The organism is Vibrio sp. La 4.2.2 (genome assembly GCF_027586995.1).
Lineage (GTDB): Bacteria > Pseudomonadota > Gammaproteobacteria > Enterobacterales > Vibrionaceae > Vibrio > Vibrio mediterranei.
In genome coordinates, this window is record NZ_JAPPTJ010000003.1 from 68,517 (window position 1) to 87,046 (window position 18,530).

Genomic DNA, 18,530 nt, shown 5'->3' on the forward strand with positions numbered 1-18,530 from the left:
CACCTCATTAATAAAACATCGTATTGCAGAGTCCCTTAAAACGATGTTCGAGACGAATTTTGTCGTCTAGTAGGGAGTACTACAAGCTTTGAAAAGATACCGAAACTGAAGTTTAAAGCAAAAGAACTGATTTTCTTTGCAGACTAGGTTGTTCTACGCTGACTTTTGTACAATGTCTTATTTAATTGACTAACACTAACCACCGAACTACCTTTTGTTCATTGATTTCATTATAATATTCACATTAATATGAAAATGGAACGACACTATGAAGTCTATACGAGTAAGAAATCTGAGAAGCTTTTCAAATGACGACTCTCAACCTTTCATCAATTTAAAGCCGATTACAGTGTTTGTTGGAAAAAACAGTTGTGGTAAGAGCTCACTGCTTCGAACTTTACCATTGCTTCGCCAGTCAATTGAATCAAGAACTAGTGGTCCTTTTCTTTGGTACGGCAACTACGTAGATTATGGCTCTTTTTCGGAGGCGAAGAATAAAAATTCACACGAAAACACAATTACGTTTGATTACATTTTTGACATAAAGTTGAATCAGAGACCATTACACACCGTCGAAAATAAGAAAATTCCTATTGCGTTAGAGTTATCGGTTTCAGAGAACAAAAGAGCCACAATAGCCAACAAAATAAAACTGACAATTAACAAATCTAATTTTGAGATATCCTTCAATAAAGGAAGTCCAGCTTTAACTGTAGATGGCCATGAAGTACTTACTGATTTTACATTCTACTTTGGAAGGCATGGAGTATTACCTTCTATATCGATTGACCACTTTATAGAATCAGAAGAATTTAGCAATAAGTGGTTTAACGAAGAAGAAGAGCTCGATAGTTTAGATAATTTGAAGTCAGAATACGAGATTAATAATGCTATTTCTAGAAATAACGTAAGAGAAATAATTAACATAGTCAAACCTAAAACAGACATGATTGGTGACGATTTTTCTCTAGAGCTATTTATAGTAAGTAATCTAGATTTAACACATAAATACCTCATCAACTCTACATTGGAAAAACTATTCCAACCTAATGAGCCTTTTACCAAAGTCGAAATCGACAAGATCTATCATCATTTGCTAATCATCTTTCTACCTAGATTAGTTGACCGCGTTAATTATTATCTTAGTCAATATGCCAAAAGTATAAAATACATAGCTCCTTTACGAGCAACTGCAGAACGCTTTTATCGTTTTCAAGATCTGAGGGTAGAAGAGCTTGATCATACTGGGTCAAACTTAGCAATGCTACTTAGAAATATGACCTCAAGTGAGATGATTCGATTCCAACGCTGGTGTAGTTCTAACTTTGGATTTGTGGTGTCTGTCCCTGAGACTCAAAGCCTACACTATGAAATCGTTATAAATATTGATGGTCAGGAGAACAACATCAGTGACATGGGGTTTGGATTCTCTCAAATTTTGCCTATTATCACGATGCTCTGGTTCGAAACGCGGCCCAGACTCGCTCAGACGAGGACGAGACGCTTGGAAGGCATCCCTCTTACATTTGTCATTGAACAACCCGAACTTCACCTTCATCCTCAACTTCAGGCGACGCTAGCTAAAGTGCTTGCATCGGTTGCACATAAAGCTAATTCAAATTTGGGGATTCAAATCATCTTTGAAACCCACAGTAAAACTATGATTGATGCTATTGGTGACTACATTGAGAATAATGAATGTTCAGATCTTGCCAGCATATATATTTTTGAGAAAGAAGACAATATGACCGTAGTGAGAGAGTCAGGCTTTGATGAGGAAGGTGACTTGGTTAATTGGCCACTTGGCTTCTTTTCTGGTAGGTAATATGTTTGTTAAAATTATCAATTGCTTTCCTGCTCAGTATAGTTCCAATTTGGATCGTCAAAAGGCAGTCCATTCCTTTCTAGAGGCACATGGAGAACGAAACCACATTGTTAACTGCAAAAAAGCAATATGTGAAGAGTTAATTTCTTGCGATCTTTATGGCAATCTACATAAGAAATATGCGAGTGATCTACTAGAGATGAAAAGAGAACTTGGTTCTCTTAAATCAGCTTTTGACGTGCAATTAACTATCGATTTTTCTTTGGAAGATGACCACATCAGTAGCACTGTAAATAGCCAGTCACTAGATATAATCGCCTCCTATCATTACCTACTAAAAAGCTCTTTTAAAGGTAAATGTACTTTCCTAGCGGAAGATGAGTCTGATTGTGAGTTCTATACGCTCATTGCTAACACTATAGCACCTATAAAATATGGTAAAGGCGTCTTCGTGAAGTTTAACAACCTCGAAGGAGGAGGTGCTAGAACACACAAAAAATACGTAAAGATGTTAAAAGAACACCAATTTGGTATTTGTATCGTAGATAATGATAAGAAACACCCAAATGGTGCTGAAGGAAGTACATCTAAAGTGTTTAAAGACACACAAAATCAAAGAGGATATGCCATTAATCAAGAGTGCGTTGTATTAGATTTCCATGAAGCCGAATCAATAATTCCCGGTGTGGTTCTAAAACACATAGTAGATCCTAGCAAAATTGATACATTAGATCTTATTGAACGTCACGATAGTTCTAGTAATTATCAGTTTAGACGTTTCTTTGACCATAAAAAAGGTTTTACCCTTGAACAGGGATGGAAACTTGATGCTTTATATCAACATAGCTTTTGGAAACAATTCTTCTCCGACGACCGAAGGTATCATACCAAACCTTGTAGACGCACTAGTTCATGCATAAATGATACACACAATTCAGAGTGCGATTTCTGTATTAAAATTGAGGGCTTGGGTGACAAAATCTTAGTAGATAGTGTCCAAAAAATGCGAGGAATACATTTACGCCCAGTTTATTCTCAACTAACTCCTCATATTCAATCACAATGGGATTCAATCGGTCGTACACTAATTAATTGGGGATGTTCGCCTTTGTTAGCCTCTGTCAAGTCCTTTTAAAGGTACTGAGTTCTGATCTGACAGGCACTCATTTTGATTTGAGCCTGTCAGATTTTAGCTGCTATATCTTGCCTTGAACTGAGCGGTTGGTTCTGTCAAATTCTCTGGGGTCTACAATCATAAAGGTTCCATTCCCTATACTTTCACAAGTGGACTGGTTTTCGCAGCGACTAAATACGGTTTATCTCTCTTAGTAGTTAACACCGCTTTTATTCTAACAAGTTCACCTTCACTGTAACGATCTCGCTCACTTCTGCTGCATTCAACGTAAACACCAGAAAACGGACCACTGCAACACTTTACTCGTTTTCGATTCTTCTCGATGACAATACGGCAAACAAATGTTTCGCGATCTGAGTCAGCATACTTGCAGTTGTTACCATGATTTCTCTTTGCAGTGAGGGACACTATGTCTGAAACTCTCTCAAGAGAGTTAAAATAAGCTCTCACATTCGGTAATATTGTTTCTTTCCTGCTGTTTAAACTTGCACAGTAATATTGAATAGCTAACGCTTCCTTAGCTCGAGCTTCTTCTTTTGATTTAGCTACCGCCACGACATAAACTCTTATTAAGTGGCTACGTAAAAGTGCACTCTTAATGTTGTCATTACAACCGCAATCTTTCCCAACCTTTCTAGCAGAGTGGTTGTGAAATCGCCAGCGAGTAACAAGGTCCTTTGTCTCACCTACATATTGTCCATAATCCGTATCCAAAAGATAAACCAAATATTCAGCTGTCCTAACATCTCGCTCGATGAGACCATTTACACAAATCACAGATAACTTCCGAGCATCGCACCCATACTTAGCAACAGGTAAATTGATTAAATTCGAATCAAGACGATTGCTCTCCTTCCATATTACCCTGTGTCTTTCGCATAGCGACGAAGCCTCACACCCTAAGCAATTTGTGCTAACATCTTCCCCACATTTATCTACTATCAATCGAAGCTTATTTAGCTCTCGTTCTTCTTCGAGTATTGGATTAAATAACATTTATAACGATTAGAGTTATCAGAATCAATGATGAATTATTTATTAATTATCATCCTTCCTCAAACTATAAAACTTATCGTAATGATAACTACTTTTAATATTCCCTAACTTATTCCCTTTAGTGATTCCAGTTTTTTACTCGAATCCGTGTGACGATAGTCTCCCTACACTATTTTGAAACAAACAACAGCCATTAATTCAACTTGTATACTCAAAAACTTGTAGTGAAGCAATTTATCCTAACTATCAATGAACCTTCTGTTCAACGTTCACGCTTGAACTAGTATCTGTATCCAAACGCAGTTGATTCTGCGTTACCAAAAATATACCAGCAACAATCACTGTTACCCAAACTACTCCTCTGATGAACTCTAAACTAAGTTTGGCTTTTGTATTTAATTTCAACAAACTGCTTTTCGTTTTTTCCGCCTTAGATCTGACCTTACTCTCAACCGCCAAGTGTTCATATTGTTTAAATACATTTTTGATATGTTTATCTATATGTAAAAACGAAGACTTATAGATAGATAAACATCTATCTATAATTATCGCCGTCAAAACCAACCCCATCATTACTCCAAATGCACTAAAGGAGCTATTTGTCTTTAAAATAGCCGCTATCGCTACCATTGCACCCGGTATCGCTAGCGCTTTAGTCTGGGCTGATGATGTAAACTCGTTGATTTTTGTAATGTACTCCAAATCTTTTTCCGCAATTTCTTGTATAACCTTGTTTACACTGAATTCGCTAAGGAACATGTTGTGGTGGTCATTATATGTACTATTCAAATCTTCAATTCGAGACAATAAATAGTAAAATAAGGTGCGATTGCTAGACGCCTTGGACATCAATGTATCTAGTGCCGAACGCATACAGTTTTTTCGTTCAGCATCCTGAGCGTCACCCAAAGTAACCTTTGAAATTAAGACGGAAACTAAAGAATCTAGAGCCATAAGATCATCTAATTTGCTAGGCAGGGCTCCATTAAGTTGTTGCCAAGTCAGAGATGTACCCACTTCATACTTATTAGCGGTCTCGTCGGTCTTGATAAAGAATACCGTTTTTTCAAAACCTTCCATAAAACCAGAATCTGGCAATGATTGATCACTCAACTTTACTAGTAGTTCAATGAAAGATTTAACAATATCTAGCTGCTTCTTAAGCGGAGAGTTATTAGTAATATGGTCAACTTTTTTGGTCTCAGAGTTATATACTAACGACCCCGTGATAATCTTCCCTTTACTAAAGAACTCCTTCAACAGCTTTTCGTAGCTTACGTAATACTTGCTTTCTCCTTCATCCCAAAAGAGTTTGTTTGGGAGTAACTCTAATTTTGAGTTTCTAACAATCGATGAACGAGGTAAAAAACCAAATTCTTTAGCAGCAAGCTCTATCGTATCCAAATCGCTACTTGCAGGTAAAGATAGCCTAAGTATATTGTCCTCTTCTTCTACTTCAGCTGGACAATTTTTGATTAAATCAAAAAAACGCTTTGAATTTGGCATGGTCTAATCTTTTTTCATCAACGCTTGTATACGATCCTTTAATAAATCGTCTGTTATTAACCAAGATATGCGCCCATTTGACTCGTTATATTCGAAGGTTTCACCTGAATTTGGTACTCCAATAGTTGGTCTAAGTGCTTTAGCTATAATCCCTGAACTGCTGTCAGAAAAATCTATCCAACGCTGTTTTTCTACTTGTCCTTTCGTAGGTTCAATAAAATGATTAATCGGCTTTTCTTCCTCATTAACAAACTTTACAAAGGTTCCTTCAAGTTTTAAAGACTTGGGAGCAGCAGATTCAATAACTCTGCCAGCTTCATCTATAGAAAATGAAGAACGCGATTTGTCGTTTAGCAGATCATCAAGCATTAAATCTAGCGCTTCCTGAGCTTTTGATTCAAATCTTCGATCCAGATTATGACGTGTTGCAAATTCCTCAATCGCTTTATACAAGTTTTCTAATGACTCTCCATTGTCTACTTTTTCAACACAGCCAAATGCCGTTCTAAAGTATTCAGCCGAAGAGTTACCCCTAATAAACTTAAGATACGGTTTACTTTCATTAATAGGAAAGCTGTCGTGAAACATTTGTAGGTCAATCCTGACAGCTTGCTTCATTGCAGTTAGATTAATATGAGCGGCCTTTTTGGGGTAAAGTTTATGGTCATCGGTAAAGTCAAAGCCATCTTTCTTATCGACCATCACAACGAGCAAACGCCCCAAGTCGAACTCTGAGTTGCTTAAGACATCTTTATAATGAGTAAAAACAATCGATGAGCTATTGGTACTACCCAAAACTTTAAACAATTCTGTTTTTAAAGATGTTGTCAGAACTTTTACAAGCTTGTCGAAGTCAACACTAGTAGCGTTAGATTTAGCGTAAGCGAGTAGAGCATTTGTCAAGGTTGGCGAATTTTGGTCATAGAAACTATGGAATTTGTTCTTTCGTTTGAATTTTGCTTCCACATCTCGGATAAAATTGTAAGAAACGCTATCTTCTTCAATAGTCCAATTACTGCCCACAATCTCATCAATACTTGCCTTATTTTCACCTTTGTTCAATTGAACAGTCTTAGCATGCAGCGCAAGTAACCCACCAGTTGCTACGGTAGAATTGACTGTAGCATCCGCTTCTTTCTGACAATTTGGGCACTCTTTCTCTTGTAAAGGAAACTCTAAATTACAACTAAAGCAAGTTTGCATAATCACTCGTTAAATTACTGATTGTTTGACTATATCCTCGTCGCAATATAACTAATCAGCATTAGATTTTAAAGTTGTTTCATATCAATACATGTCATATATCAAGAAATACAATGCAAAGTTATCGCTTAGAACGAACTAGTTACTTTAATCCGTTTGTTGTAGGTCCAGAATTCAATTGCCGCTACGCCAGCTAGCATCAATAAAGGAGCAGAATAACTGTCTGAATTATTTGGATACTTCGGTAGCTGTTATTCAATGGCGTAAGTTGCATTCAGCAGAATGTATATAGTTCACCGCTTTCTTGAGCACAACTTCATTGAAACTCGCTCTTAGATCAACGTCAGTGAGTACGATAAGCAGAAGTACGTCTGCGTCTCCCATTTCGTTCATCAAATGCCAATCGATTTGTTCAGCGTCGGTTTTCAATACCGCTCGGCTCATCATTTCGAAAAGGTCGTCTAAGCAAGCATCACAATCCAACATCGCACGCTGAATTTGATGTAATAAAAGAGTTTTAGTTTCCATTTCATTAGGATAGCGAGTTATCTACCCTAAAAAGTCTGAAATTAGACCTTTGTAATGTGACCAAGAATACATTTAACACCAAGAATTGAGTGCCGGTTAGGATGGTGAGCCGAAATACTATCTCTGCCCGTTGGTTCGCTTCGATTAATGTTGCGACTCCACTTCCTCACCGCAATCCTGCTCTTAAGGACGTAAATCTCGAATATGGATGACCAAACGAACATAGAACAGCACATACCAAAGCAAGAAAGGAATCACATCCATCGCTGCAGTTGCTGTTGGTACTTTGTCTAATGGCATAAACATATAATAGCCTGCCAGTAAGGCAAATAGGGGCACCAACCCGACACAAAACCGAATCATAACCACGACACCCAGACTGAAAAACCGCCCTAAAAAGTCCGTGCCCTTCTCTGCCCCATTCGCTCGATATGCCCAGTACGTTCCCATCATAAAAATGAGCAGATTAGCAATCACGTCGATTCTATCCCAAAGATTGGGAGGGGTCCCGGGCGCTACCACCAGCAAAAGCTCGTAGGCGACCGCCCCTGCAATCAAGTACACAAACAGATACCAAAACTTATCTCGCTCGGAGAGCATGTTGGCCTTGATATCCCGCTTCAGTTTGTTTACGTTCCAAAAATACATCGGGCTCCCTTTTTTTGTGTCGTGGTGACACTAAATGTCACACTGACAACTGTCCACCAGCTCTGAGCAGTCCTCCAAAAGCCTGGCTCCAAACGTAGTCAACTTTCTCGACGAACCGAGCACATTGACAGTTTGCCTAAATTTCTCTTTGAACGGTGTATCGTTGTTGGCTTCGTTGTAGTGACTTTCAATGTCTTCCGGACGGAGCAGTTTGTGATTGAGAAGCGCCTCAAATCCGTAGATGGTTCGAGCCAACACAAACATCGCATGATAAACACCACTAAGCGGCCGGTAATCCATACGAAAAGGTGTGTAGTAAACGCCCTCATCGTCGATAATGGGCGCTTTCTGGTACCACATGTGGTACAGCAAGTTATGCGCAGACTCATGAACAGCGTGCTCAAACAAACGCGACCAGTGCTCTTTTTTCGGCTGATATGTTCGCAGAAAAAACGCCCCTAGAAGACTGAGATAAGAGCTCGCATTGATGCCATTCGATCCAACCAAGACGACGCGTTGGATGAGCGTATTCAATTCATTAAAGTGCGCTTCATCCACCCCGTCCAGCCTGCGAAGGACGGCTTTCAAGACATCGATGGTGTATTGCGCCTCCTCATGATCGGGCGTATAAAGCAGACTTTCTTCGCCTCGATATTTGCCCTCGTACGTTTCATCATGATCACGTTTCATGATCTGACTCATCATGGCCTCTATTGGCGGAGAATACGTTAAACCATATCGTGAATACTCTATCTCGATATGAGGCTGAACCACGTGCATGCTCTGCCCCTCTAAACTGTCCAGGACACGATGGCACGCCGCTTGGTCTTGCGATTGCACCGCCTTGACCAACGCCTCATGCGTTAAGAAAAACAACATCATGTCGCTGCGCATCCTTGCACGCTGGCGAAACACCGCCAAGCTGTCGGTCTTGTCGTACTCGCAAATCTGTGCCAAATACAGAAAGCTCTCTGACAGTTCTTTAATATTGATGTCTATCAGGTGCTCGGCGAACTCCGCGTTCGGTCGAGCCCAATTGTGTTGGAGAAAATCGTCCATGTTTACCCTCCAAAGGCTGTGGGATAGAGTTTTTTATACAGTTGTTCAAGTTGGTCATTGGAACGCCCCAACACATACACCGTGCGCTTGGACAATAATGGCCAGAACGACGTGGTGATGATCGCTAATCCCATCACGATAATGAGCGCGTTAAGCTGCGACGGATCGATAGTGGCGATAAGATACCCAAACAATTGACTGCCAAAAGGGATAGTGACGATGCAGAGGAAAAAAATGGCGCCTTCAAGTCGTGCTCGGTGGGAGTCAGGGACAGCAAAGGCTCGGATACTGTTACAGGCCACCCCTTTCATGGTCAGGCCAAAGCCGGAGACACAAAAGCTGATTGCCTGAAACGCGATAGACTCTGACATTGAGAACGCAATGATCCCAGCACCAATTAATACATTGCCCGTCACCACCGGAAGTATCCGCCGATGGCGATTAAAATCCATTCTCGATAAAAGCGCGGCCCCCACTAGCATTCCGAGGGCAAATGACGCTTCAAACAGTGCCAAGGTGGTGGCTTCTTGTCGAAGTTGAACCGCGACGTAATAAGGCACAACCACCATCAACAAGGGGGTGACCACGAAATTGGTCACCATCGCGGTATAACAAATGACGCGTTCACTATCGACGGTATACAGCACTTTAAAACCGGCGATCACTCGTCGAAGATACGATTCGTCATGAGGGGTGTGTTCTGGCTCAGAGAAAAATACAAACAGCAGCATCACCAGTGCCAGGCCGTACAACCCCACCACGAACAGTATCGCCAGATGGACCCCCAAAAAGGCAATCAGGCTGCCACCAAAAATGGCGCCAATGATCACTTGCAACGAGTTCATCGTTGCCGCCAATCCAACAGCACGATTCAATTGGTCTTTGTGCGCAATGAACGGGATCAAGCTATTAATGCTGCTGGACGTGATCGAGTTTGTCGCGGCCAGCACCGAGGCACACAATGCCATCACGACGATGGAACTGCCTAATGTCTCATAATTCACCCAAAACACTGCACTCGAGAGGATAGACACGATGGCGCCCACGACGAGGACCTCTTTCTTGGCGAAACGATCCAAGCAGTCTCCCGCCAGTGGCAACGCTATCAGGTTGAACACCCACATCAGGGCAATCACCGCGCCTAGAGTAAAGCTGTCTTCGCCAGTCATTTTGATCACTGACCACACCAGAATGATAGAAAAGCTTCTAAACGCGACTAAGCTCAGGCCACTACAGATCAGAAAATTTAAGAGTCTCATTATCAAACTCCTGCAGTAAAAAAGCGTGATAAGGCGCTGACTCCACCTCGGACTGTTGTAAGCAATGCAGCGCAATATCATAAGACTGGTACACATTGTGAGCGATCATCGCGAGCTTGACGTATTCCTCTGATGTCAGACTGGCGGTGTGGAGATCTTTGATAAAGACGGCATGAGACCACATCCATTGATTAAACGTGTCGTAGGGATCATAGGGATTATCGGCAGGCTTGAGCATCCGAGAGCCATAGCCCGTAAAGGTATGGAACATATACCCCTGAGCTCTCAGCAGTTGTTCGACCTCTGAAAACAACGGTTGGTTTTGATACTGAGGGATAAATTCAACTTCCACTTCGACCACCAATGCCGCACCAAAAAATCGGTCGCCATACTGTATCGCTAACGCGTCCGCGCCTTGTATGTCCGACTTAATGTAATCGGGCACCTTTTCAACACTGAGATCGTTGAGTCTTATTGTGTCGACTGGCACCGCTTCTTTAACGGTAAGCCATTCACTTAACGTCTGATATTGGGCTAGTAACGGATGATTGGGCTCAAACAGCGAAGAGCAAGATTCGTATTCTGTGATGTAAAGGGTTTGGGGCGTGCCATCACCAATCACCGCATTGATCACCTGATCGTACTGTCGGTGTTCGTCGAGGCTATCCTGATCGGAGAAATAGTCCACACCACACACATAGATATCGGAGAGTGCGTCGTAGTTTTGTTTGTCTGACAGGTAACACTTAGCGCCTAAGTCGAGGACGTTAATGCGTTTTTTTATGCCCATAATATCTTCAAATGTCATGATAACTCCTTATCATTACTAAGAAGGCCGCGACAACTTACTGCGGCCATGAGCACTACATTAATTGTCCACGACTTTTAGGCACTTCGTGCTTTTGCGTTGCAGTGAGAACAATTTTTTCGGGTCTACTTTTTTCATTCTATTCTTCCTTTTAACATGAATGATGAGGTACAACCTTGCACATGCTTTATGTGCAACATAACGCTATCACCATAGGTGAATATACTTTGTCCAAGTTTGTCATGATGGAACAGAGATCTCGTACAAAATTTAACCAATTTTACTCACATCCGAGCGCTAAAGGGGGCAACGACACGCATTGACCAGTGCCTTACAGTTCGCTAAGAGTTGCCACCCAAATCGGGTCAGTTTTCCCGACGACTCAAGGACGCGAACGCTTTGCGCAAAGGTCTCTTTGAGCGGTGTGGAGTAGTAATGACTGTCGACATCTTCGGGTTGGAGCAAGGCATTATTGAAGAGAGCTTCACACCCATATATGGCTCGAGCCGACACAAACATCGTGCGATATACCTTGCTAAGAGGGCTCAAACTGGCACGAAACGACGATAAGCTCGTCCTTGTCTCGTCTGCGATAGGTGCACTGTGAAACCATAAGTGGCAGAGCAAGTTATACGCCGACTCACATACAACTTGCTCAAACACTCGTGACCAATGCTCTTTGGAAGGCTCATACGTTCGCATAAACACCGCCCCCACTATGTTGACGTAACAGGTTGCCTCAACGTCACTCGCCCCCACCAACACAATGCGTTTGATCAGTGTTTTGATTTCCGTAAAGTGCTCTAAGTCCGCCCGAAGACACCAGCGTTGGATCTCGTTGGCCATATCAACAGTGCGCTGCGACTCATCCACATCTGGTGTGTAAAACGAGCATTGGGGGGCACGGCACTCCTCAGAAAGCCCTGAATACTGGCGCTCTAGTTCGCTCTTCATCAAGATTTCAATGGGTGACGAATACGTCAACCCATAACGAGAATACCGTACCGAACTGGGTCGCTGCACAATGTGAAGACACTGCTCGTACAATGCATCGAAGATGTCGACACAGGCAGGTAAGTCGTTCTCTTTCAATGCCTGTAACAACGATTCATGCGCTAAGAAGAACAGCGCGGGGTCGCTATTGATGATGAAATTTTGCCGAAACACCACCAGAATGTCTCTGCTCGTATAACCGCAAACCTCAGCGATGTCGATAAAGCTTGCGCCGAGTTCACGAAGTGTTTTTTCCATGAGTTGGCGAGCGTGGTCCGCGCTTGGGCGGGCCCAATTATGCTCTTGTAAACCATCCATAGCTAATCTCCAAACGCTGTGGGATAGCGCTTTTGATACAGTTGATCAAGTTGGTTGTTCGTTTGCCTAAGCATGAACAACGTCGGTTTTGACAACATCGGCCAAAACGACACCACGACCACCACGGCTCCCAGCAAAAGGCAGGCGATACGAAGTGAGGTCCCATCCAAGGTCCCGATAAGGTAACCAAACAATTGGCTACCAAAAGGGATGGCCAACATGCAAAGGAAAAATACCGTTCCTTCGAGTCGGACTCGATGACTGTTTGGAGCGGCGAAAGCCCGAAGACCATTGCATGCGACCCCCCTCATGGTAAGGCCAACCCCAGACACACATAGGCTAAGGGTCTGAAGTCCGGTCAGGTCAAATAGGGAAAAAGACATGACCCCAATACCCACTAACATGTTCCCTACCACGACAGGCAACACACGCTGATGGACGTTAAAGTCAACTTGAAGAAGAACCGCGGCGCCCAATATCATGCCGAAAGCAAACGAGGCATCGAAGAGCGCTAACAAGGTCGGCGCTTCATGCAGTTGGACCGCCACATGATACGGAACCACCACCAAGAGGTAGGGTGCGATCACAAAGTTCGTCACCATGGCGGTGTAGCAGAGTACACGTTCACTGTCGATGATATGTAAGACCTTAAACCCCGCCGCAATGCGGCGGGGAAAGGCGTCGCTGACGCTCGCAGCGTGGGGAGTGGAGAGCGAGATAAAAAGCAGAAAGAAGAAGGCGACCCCATACAGGATCACCACGATTTTGATGGCAGTGTCGAGACCAAATAACACGATGGCACTGCCGCCTAATAAGGCACCAATAATGACTTGAAACGTACTCACGGTCGAAGCGATGCCCACCGCTCGATGAAACGTTGACTGGTCAGTGATGGCAGGAATGTAGCGTTTGATACTGCTTGTCGCCATGACATTTGTGGCGGCCAACACAGAAGCACACAACGACAGTAACACCCAAGACGACTCAAGGTGTGTATAGGTCAACCAGAAGGTGGTGATGGCAATTATTGACGCGATGGCGACCACCATTAATACAGCTTTGTTCGAGTATCGGAGTAACCAATCCGCCGCCAACGGCAGGGCAAATAGATTAAACCACCACACCAGTGCCACTACGCCGCCTAGAACGAAGTGGTCCACATCGGTCGTGCTCACAACCGACCAAATAAAGATGATCGAAAAACTTCGATACGCGATCAGGTTCAGCGTACTAGAAGTCAGAAAGGCTAAAAGATTCACCTTGCCACTCCTGAGTTAAAAACGCGTGATAAGGGGACTCGTCGACCTCGGATTTTTTCAAACAATGCAGCGCTAAATCGTAGGACTGATACACGTTGTGGGCAATCATCGCCATTTTGAGATACTGATCCGCCGCCAATCGCGCGGTAAAGATATCCCGAATGAAAACCGCGTGCGACCACAGCCATTGCTTACACGAATTGCCGTCCGCATTCGTCGGATCTGCAAGATGACTGGCCCCCGCCCCTTCGGTCGTGAAGGTATGAAACACGAAGCCCCGTTTTCTCATTAACAGTTCGATTTCCGAAAACAAGGGTTGACCTAAGTAGAGAGGGAGAAAAGCCACTTTGATTTCTACCACAAGGGCGTGTTCAAAATAGCGATTGCCATGCACAATCGCGTACAGATCGGCACCTTGAAGTGTCGACTTGATGAAGTCAGGTGTATGATACAGTTCGAGAGTGTTGAGCGTGACCGTATCCACCAATGGGGTTTGCTTAACTTTTAACCATTGATTTAACGTTTGACAGTAAGCCAACCACTGAGGGTTTGGCTCAAACAACGATGAGTAGTCTTCACACTCAGTAACGTAAAAGAGTCGAGACGACCCATCGCCTATCACCGCCTCAATTTCCTGATCGAAAGGGCGATAAGGGGTCATGGCACTGTTGTCCAAAGACACATCCACGCCACAAACATGGGTATCCATGAGGTCGTGGTAATTCACCCTCTCTGCTGAGTAACACTTCGCACCCAGATCCAAAACGTGAATACGTTTGGATACCTCCAGTATGTCTTCAAATGTCATGACAACTCCTTATCAATAACAATATGAAGGCCGAAACAGCATAATGCGGCCATCCGCAACACATTCATCACTGATCAGCGCATAGGTTCACCGCATTGCGGTCACCTGACGCAAATCAAGGAACCATCCTGGCCCTCCGCTAGCACACGATGGGGGATATCGCATTGCTAGCACGTCATTAATGTGTAACAAAACATTAACAACATTCGTCACGAGATAATGTCTGACTTTGTCATCTTGGAACTAAGATCTCACAGATAAGCAACAAATCACTTGACTACCTCTTCAAATACCGCACTTAACTCTCCCTTGAGCCCGTTCTCCACCACTCGCCACGACTTACAGAGCACTACTCTCTCCTGCCACTCACCAAATGGCACAAACAAGAACGCTTCAACCGCGCCTCGATCAAACAAGAAATCGTCAATGGCTCGAATGACCTCTGCGTCTTCTTTGAACGTGGCGGAATACCGTCGTAAGGCGTGATTAATGCCATCGGGGGCGCGTTGTTGATACCCATCACCAAACGCCACTTGTTTAATTTTCGGCTCGCAATGACGACCTAATCCGGCGACAGGGACCCAGTTAAATCGATGCATCCAATAGCCCTCCCGGTCTTAGGTTTTCCACCAACTCTTCTTTAACCACATGCCGAAACTGCCCAGTCAGGGTATGAATGGCCTCAAGATCTAAGTGGCTCTCCGACGGGATGGTCACGTTGAGATGTATGTCGTTGACGCCTGTTGAACTTCGGCGTCCCGATTCAAGAAGCTCATACATGCGGTCCAATTTATCCGCGGCAGGATGGGAGTAGACCCGCTCCCCCTTTTCCAATAGCCACGTACCGTCTTTGGGGATCGCCGAGATGCCATCGTGCGCCATACCCGCGAGCCCACCAGCGGCGGCGGCGGTCGCCGCAATGGCCAACGGTTCAGTAAATGCCGTGGCCGCCACCGCGGCCGCAGGTGCCATAAGCGGCCCGGTGTAAGGGATAGCGGCGGTGGATTTGTACGCGTTGATCGCGGCGACTTTGGACGCCGAGTGGGCTTCAGCGGACACTTGTGCCACCTGACTCGATACACCCTTCGCAAACATCGTCTTTTCCAACGTCCAAAGCACGAGACGCTGAGCCATTATCTTACCAATCGCGCTCAACATGGATTGCGCCAACCCTTGCGCCATCGCCTTAAATGCGTCCCCCAACGATTCACTTTGCATGATCACCGACGCAAAGGCCTGACCAAAGTGCGTCGTAAACCCATCGAACGTCTTCCGCCAAAGTTCGTCGGTTTGAAATGCCGATTCCTGCATGGATTCGGTGTAACGGTCCCAGAATCCTTGCTGCGCCTTTTCTTGTTCTTCATGTTGACGTTTGATAAGCGCAAGGCGCTTGTCCGCGTAGTAAGTTTGGATATCCTCAAGCGCAATGTTAAATTCTCGCACTCCTATCAAGCGGTCCTGTCGTTGCCGTTGCAATAAAACCGCTTCGTCCATGTATTGAGCGTTCAATAACGCCATTTCACTGAGATTTCTTCGTGACAACGTCACCAACCAATCATCAGCTTGCTGCTCTGCTCTAGCCCGCTCTCGTTTGTCCGACTCCTCAAGCCGCTTTTGACGTGTGGCCTCTTGGTTCGCTTCTTGCGCCGCACGCACTGATGCCGCATCCTGCGCCGCTTTTTGACGGGCTTTTTCTCGTGCTTGTGCACGTTGGTCCGCCGCTTGCCGAGCTTGTTCTTGTGCTTTGGCTGATTGGATAGACGCTTGCTTTGCGTTGTCTTGTAACTGGCGCAGTCGTCTTGTGACTTCACCATAACGAACTTGGGCATTGAACCAGCTGTTTTTCGACTCACCAAATGGATTAATGGCAGGTAACGCATCAGGATCCCCCATCGCTTTGATTCGTTTGTCCAAGTCCATGCGCTCTTGCAGCAATGCATTGAACTCCTTAAGCGGCTCTGGGTCGACCACCGCACGAATGTCATTAAAGATCTCACTGAAGCCTTTTAACGTGGTCGTCGCAAAAACCATTGCCCCCGACTTGTCCGCCAACGATTCCAGCATCTCATCCCAAGACTGAGTGAAGCTGTCCACCGCACCGACTAGGCCTTGTGCTTCTGCGCCACCCGCCCCCGAACCGGTCCCCAACTGTTCTTCCAGCTCGGCCAAAATCAAGGCTTGAGCGCCCGCTACATCACCCGCCTCCTCCATCGCGGCGACCATCTCTCGCTGAGTCTCAGTGAATGTGACGCCAGAGCGTCTTAAGGCGGTCATCCCTTCACTCGGCAATTCGAGCGCTCTGCCCAACTGTTTAGCGGAACTGGTGATGTCACCCCCAAACACACTCGCCATACTTTGGGCGAGGTAAATCGCACGCTCGAACGTGTTATTTTGGTCATTCATTACCGAACGAAACGTCAACATCACCGCAATCGCTTTGCTGGCATGTTCGGTGTTGGTCAGCGTGGCCGAGGCCACCTTGCGTGCGAGTGAGTCTAATTGCTCGGCGGTATACCCACTGGCATGATGCGTCGCTTTCAAGAGCTGTTCTTGTTGCAGCATCCGCCGCTCGGTTTCTGCTAACACGGGTAGCCCGGCGGCGATGGCCCCCACGAATGCGGTCGCGCCAATCGTCGCCCCACTAAGCGCGACGCCGACGCCAGACACACTGTCCAATAGCAAGCCCATTTGACTGGCCGCGCCACCCAGTGGCCCAGGCAAAAGCTGAACCGATCGAGCCGCGTGTTTGAAGCTGTCACCCAATTTTCGGTTGTGTCTCTCGGTCCTTTTCGCCTTGCCGCCATATTCCGTCACCGCTTGACCACTTCGCTTCACTTTACGATCGAGCCTCGCCGTGTCGGCATCTAACGTCGCAATGAGTTCAATAAAACGTTGTGGCATCTCTGCTCCTACCCTTCATGATCTGGCGCTCTTATGGACGCTCGCTCACAAAGCAGTTGGGTGAGGACAACTTGCGATAGCGCTTGGGGCTCGCGCTCATGCTCTCTTCGCCAGTCAAAGTCTTGGGCCAATACCGGGGATGCCCAACGACCGCTTGCATTGAGCACCCCGGCATTAAGTTGTTGGAGCAAACGTTCTTGATTTCGATGTGTCAGCCCATTGCGGGCGATATAGGTAAGCCAACGGCGATATTGGCTGAGGGACATGTCATTGAGCAGCTGCTCGACATCGATGCGTTTTAGTTCCAAGGCCAAATCGTGCGCCAACGCCCAAGCCTTATCCAGCGCTTTCCCAACGCCACCTCATCGACGTTCTCGTTCGCTACGTCTTCACCTTTGTTGAGTTCCGTCAGCATGTCATAGGCGGTCGTGAATGCCCGTTGTGGCCATTCGGTTTTCACCAGGTTTTCTAAGAATGCCACACTGTCGTCACTGGTGTGGCTTAATGAGAGCGCTAAGCTATGTGCCATATTATCCAACGTCATACGCTCTAGCTGGATGATGTGTCGTTGCTGTTGCTCAGTGGTCGCGTCGTCATTCAGAGGAACGGGCTGATGACCTACCGCGTGCTCGAGATCGCGAATTCTATCCAGCGCCGTAAACTCACTGAGTGTGTAAGCGCGCGATCCAACGGTCAACTGCGCGGTGTTTAATAGCGTCATGACGCGGCGTTCGTTTTCATGTTAGGACTGGTTGGCCGGGTCAAAGCAGACCGAAGGAAATCTTCGGCCAGTTTCGGACGACCTTCCACAGCGACCGTAATATCGCGCTTCATGTCCGCGGAGTTTTCAATCGCACTGGGGGCGCCGAGACCACTCATCGGGCCGTAATACATGTTCACGACGTAATGGCTGGGATCTTCTGTTGGCGACTTCACCCGATACCAATTTTTCTCCACTTCACCATTGGAGACATCGTAGATGTCCACCAAACGTTGTTGTACCGCTAGACCTGGGGCATAGCCAATCTGAAAGGATAAGTCACCGGCATCCTTACCGCCTGTCGACTTCGTCGTATAACCATCAGGGTTGTCCAGGTAAACTTCGGCGTTCACTTCTTTGGTCATCGTCACTGGGGTGATACCCGCGAGGTAACCAATATGGTCCCAGTTGGCGTCATCAGCCTCCCCAGCAGAGAGCGCCGTCTCAATGGTGACGCTTTTCTTTAACACACTGACAATATTGCCTTTTCCCGCAACCGGGATCATGCCGTACTTGCTCATGGT

General features: G+C 45.3%; 18 protein-coding genes. 2 read left to right on the top strand and 16 right to left on the bottom strand.

Features of this window, described 5'->3' with window-relative positions; genetic code table 11:
• Positions 1 to 268 precede the first annotated feature (268 nt).
• Positions 269 to 1,825, top strand: a complete 1,557-nt coding sequence (locus tag OH456_RS06620) for an AAA family ATPase (RefSeq protein WP_270033108.1) — start codon at positions 269 to 271, stop codon at positions 1,823 to 1,825.
• A 1-nt stretch (position 1,826) separates the two neighbouring features.
• Complete coding sequence (locus OH456_RS06625; protein ID WP_270033109.1) at positions 1,827 to 2,960, top strand: hypothetical protein; 1,134 nt, start codon at positions 1,827 to 1,829, stop codon at positions 2,958 to 2,960.
• Between the two features lie 135 nt (positions 2,961 to 3,095).
• On the opposite strand, the gene OH456_RS06630 is transcribed toward OH456_RS06625, so the two are convergent.
• From OH456_RS06630 to OH456_RS06705, 16 genes are all read right to left on the bottom strand, one after another.
• Positions 3,096 to 3,737: a GIY-YIG nuclease family protein gene (locus tag OH456_RS06630; protein WP_270033110.1), complete on the bottom strand. Its 642-nt coding sequence runs from the start codon at positions 3,735 to 3,737 to the stop codon at positions 3,096 to 3,098.
• Positions 3,738 to 4,202: 465 nt separating this feature from the next.
• Positions 4,203 to 5,462: a hypothetical protein gene (locus OH456_RS06635; RefSeq protein ID WP_270033111.1), complete on the bottom strand. Its 1,260-nt coding sequence runs from the start codon at positions 5,460 to 5,462 to the stop codon at positions 4,203 to 4,205.
• Positions 5,463 to 5,465: 3 nt separating this feature from the next.
• A complete protein-coding gene (locus OH456_RS06640; protein ID WP_270033112.1) occupies positions 5,466 to 6,665 on the bottom strand; it encodes a nucleoid-associated protein in 1,200 nt (399 codons plus the stop codon).
• A 255-nt stretch (positions 6,666 to 6,920) separates the two neighbouring features.
• Complete coding sequence (locus OH456_RS06645; protein WP_270033113.1) at positions 6,921 to 7,193, bottom strand: hypothetical protein; 273 nt, start codon at positions 7,191 to 7,193, stop codon at positions 6,921 to 6,923.
• A 183-nt stretch (positions 7,194 to 7,376) separates the two neighbouring features.
• Positions 7,377 to 7,793, bottom strand: coding sequence for a hypothetical protein (locus tag OH456_RS06650; protein ID WP_270033114.1), 417 nt, complete (start codon positions 7,791 to 7,793; stop codon positions 7,377 to 7,379).
• Positions 7,794 to 7,871: 78 nt separating this feature from the next.
• The gene (locus tag OH456_RS06655) at positions 7,872 to 8,900 is read right to left on the bottom strand and encodes an aKG-HExxH-type peptide beta-hydroxylase (protein WP_270033115.1); all 1,029 of its coding nucleotides are present in this window, start codon (positions 8,898 to 8,900) and stop codon (positions 7,872 to 7,874) included.
• A gap of 2 nt (positions 8,901 to 8,902) precedes the next feature.
• Positions 8,903 to 10,159, bottom strand: a complete 1,257-nt coding sequence (locus OH456_RS06660) for an MFS transporter (RefSeq protein WP_270033116.1) — start codon at positions 10,157 to 10,159, stop codon at positions 8,903 to 8,905.
• Entirely contained in the window at positions 10,131 to 10,967 is an 837-nt protein-coding gene (locus OH456_RS06665) for an FkbM family methyltransferase (protein WP_270033117.1), read from the bottom strand. Before OH456_RS06665 ends, OH456_RS06660 begins: the two co-directional genes overlap by 29 nt.
• A 297-nt stretch (positions 10,968 to 11,264) precedes the next feature.
• Positions 11,265 to 12,278, bottom strand: a complete 1,014-nt coding sequence (locus OH456_RS06670) for a hypothetical protein (RefSeq protein WP_270033118.1) — start codon at positions 12,276 to 12,278, stop codon at positions 11,265 to 11,267.
• A 2-nt stretch (positions 12,279 to 12,280) separates the two neighbouring features.
• Positions 12,281 to 13,537 carry an MFS transporter gene (locus OH456_RS06675; protein ID WP_270033119.1) on the bottom strand — a complete coding sequence of 419 codons (1,257 nt, stop codon included), beginning with the start codon at positions 13,535 to 13,537 and terminating at the stop codon, positions 12,281 to 12,283.
• Positions 13,509 to 14,345, bottom strand: coding sequence for a hypothetical protein (locus tag OH456_RS06680; protein ID WP_270033120.1), 837 nt, complete (start codon positions 14,343 to 14,345; stop codon positions 13,509 to 13,511). Before OH456_RS06680 ends, OH456_RS06675 begins: the two co-directional genes overlap by 29 nt.
• 269 nt (positions 14,346 to 14,614) lie before the next feature.
• Positions 14,615 to 14,944, bottom strand: coding sequence for a phage tail protein (locus OH456_RS06685; protein ID WP_270033121.1), 330 nt, complete (start codon positions 14,942 to 14,944; stop codon positions 14,615 to 14,617).
• A complete protein-coding gene (locus OH456_RS06690; RefSeq protein WP_443088627.1) occupies positions 14,931 to 16,823 on the bottom strand; it encodes a phage tail length tape measure family protein in 1,893 nt (630 codons plus the stop codon). Before OH456_RS06690 ends, OH456_RS06685 begins: the two co-directional genes overlap by 14 nt.
• A gap of 431 nt (positions 16,824 to 17,254) precedes the next feature.
• On the bottom strand, positions 17,255 to 17,554 hold the full coding sequence (locus OH456_RS06695) for a hypothetical protein (RefSeq protein WP_270033123.1): 300 nt from the start codon (positions 17,552 to 17,554) through the stop codon (positions 17,255 to 17,257).
• On the bottom strand, positions 17,545 to 17,967 hold the full coding sequence (locus OH456_RS06700; protein ID WP_270033124.1) for a phage minor tail protein G: 423 nt from the start codon (positions 17,965 to 17,967) through the stop codon (positions 17,545 to 17,547). The genes OH456_RS06695 and OH456_RS06700 overlap by 10 nt, the downstream gene beginning before the upstream one ends.
• Entirely contained in the window at positions 17,964 to 18,527 is a 564-nt protein-coding gene (locus OH456_RS06705; RefSeq protein ID WP_270033125.1) for a phage tail tube protein, read from the bottom strand. The genes OH456_RS06700 and OH456_RS06705 overlap by 4 nt, the downstream gene beginning before the upstream one ends.
• Positions 18,528 to 18,530 lie beyond the last annotated feature (3 nt).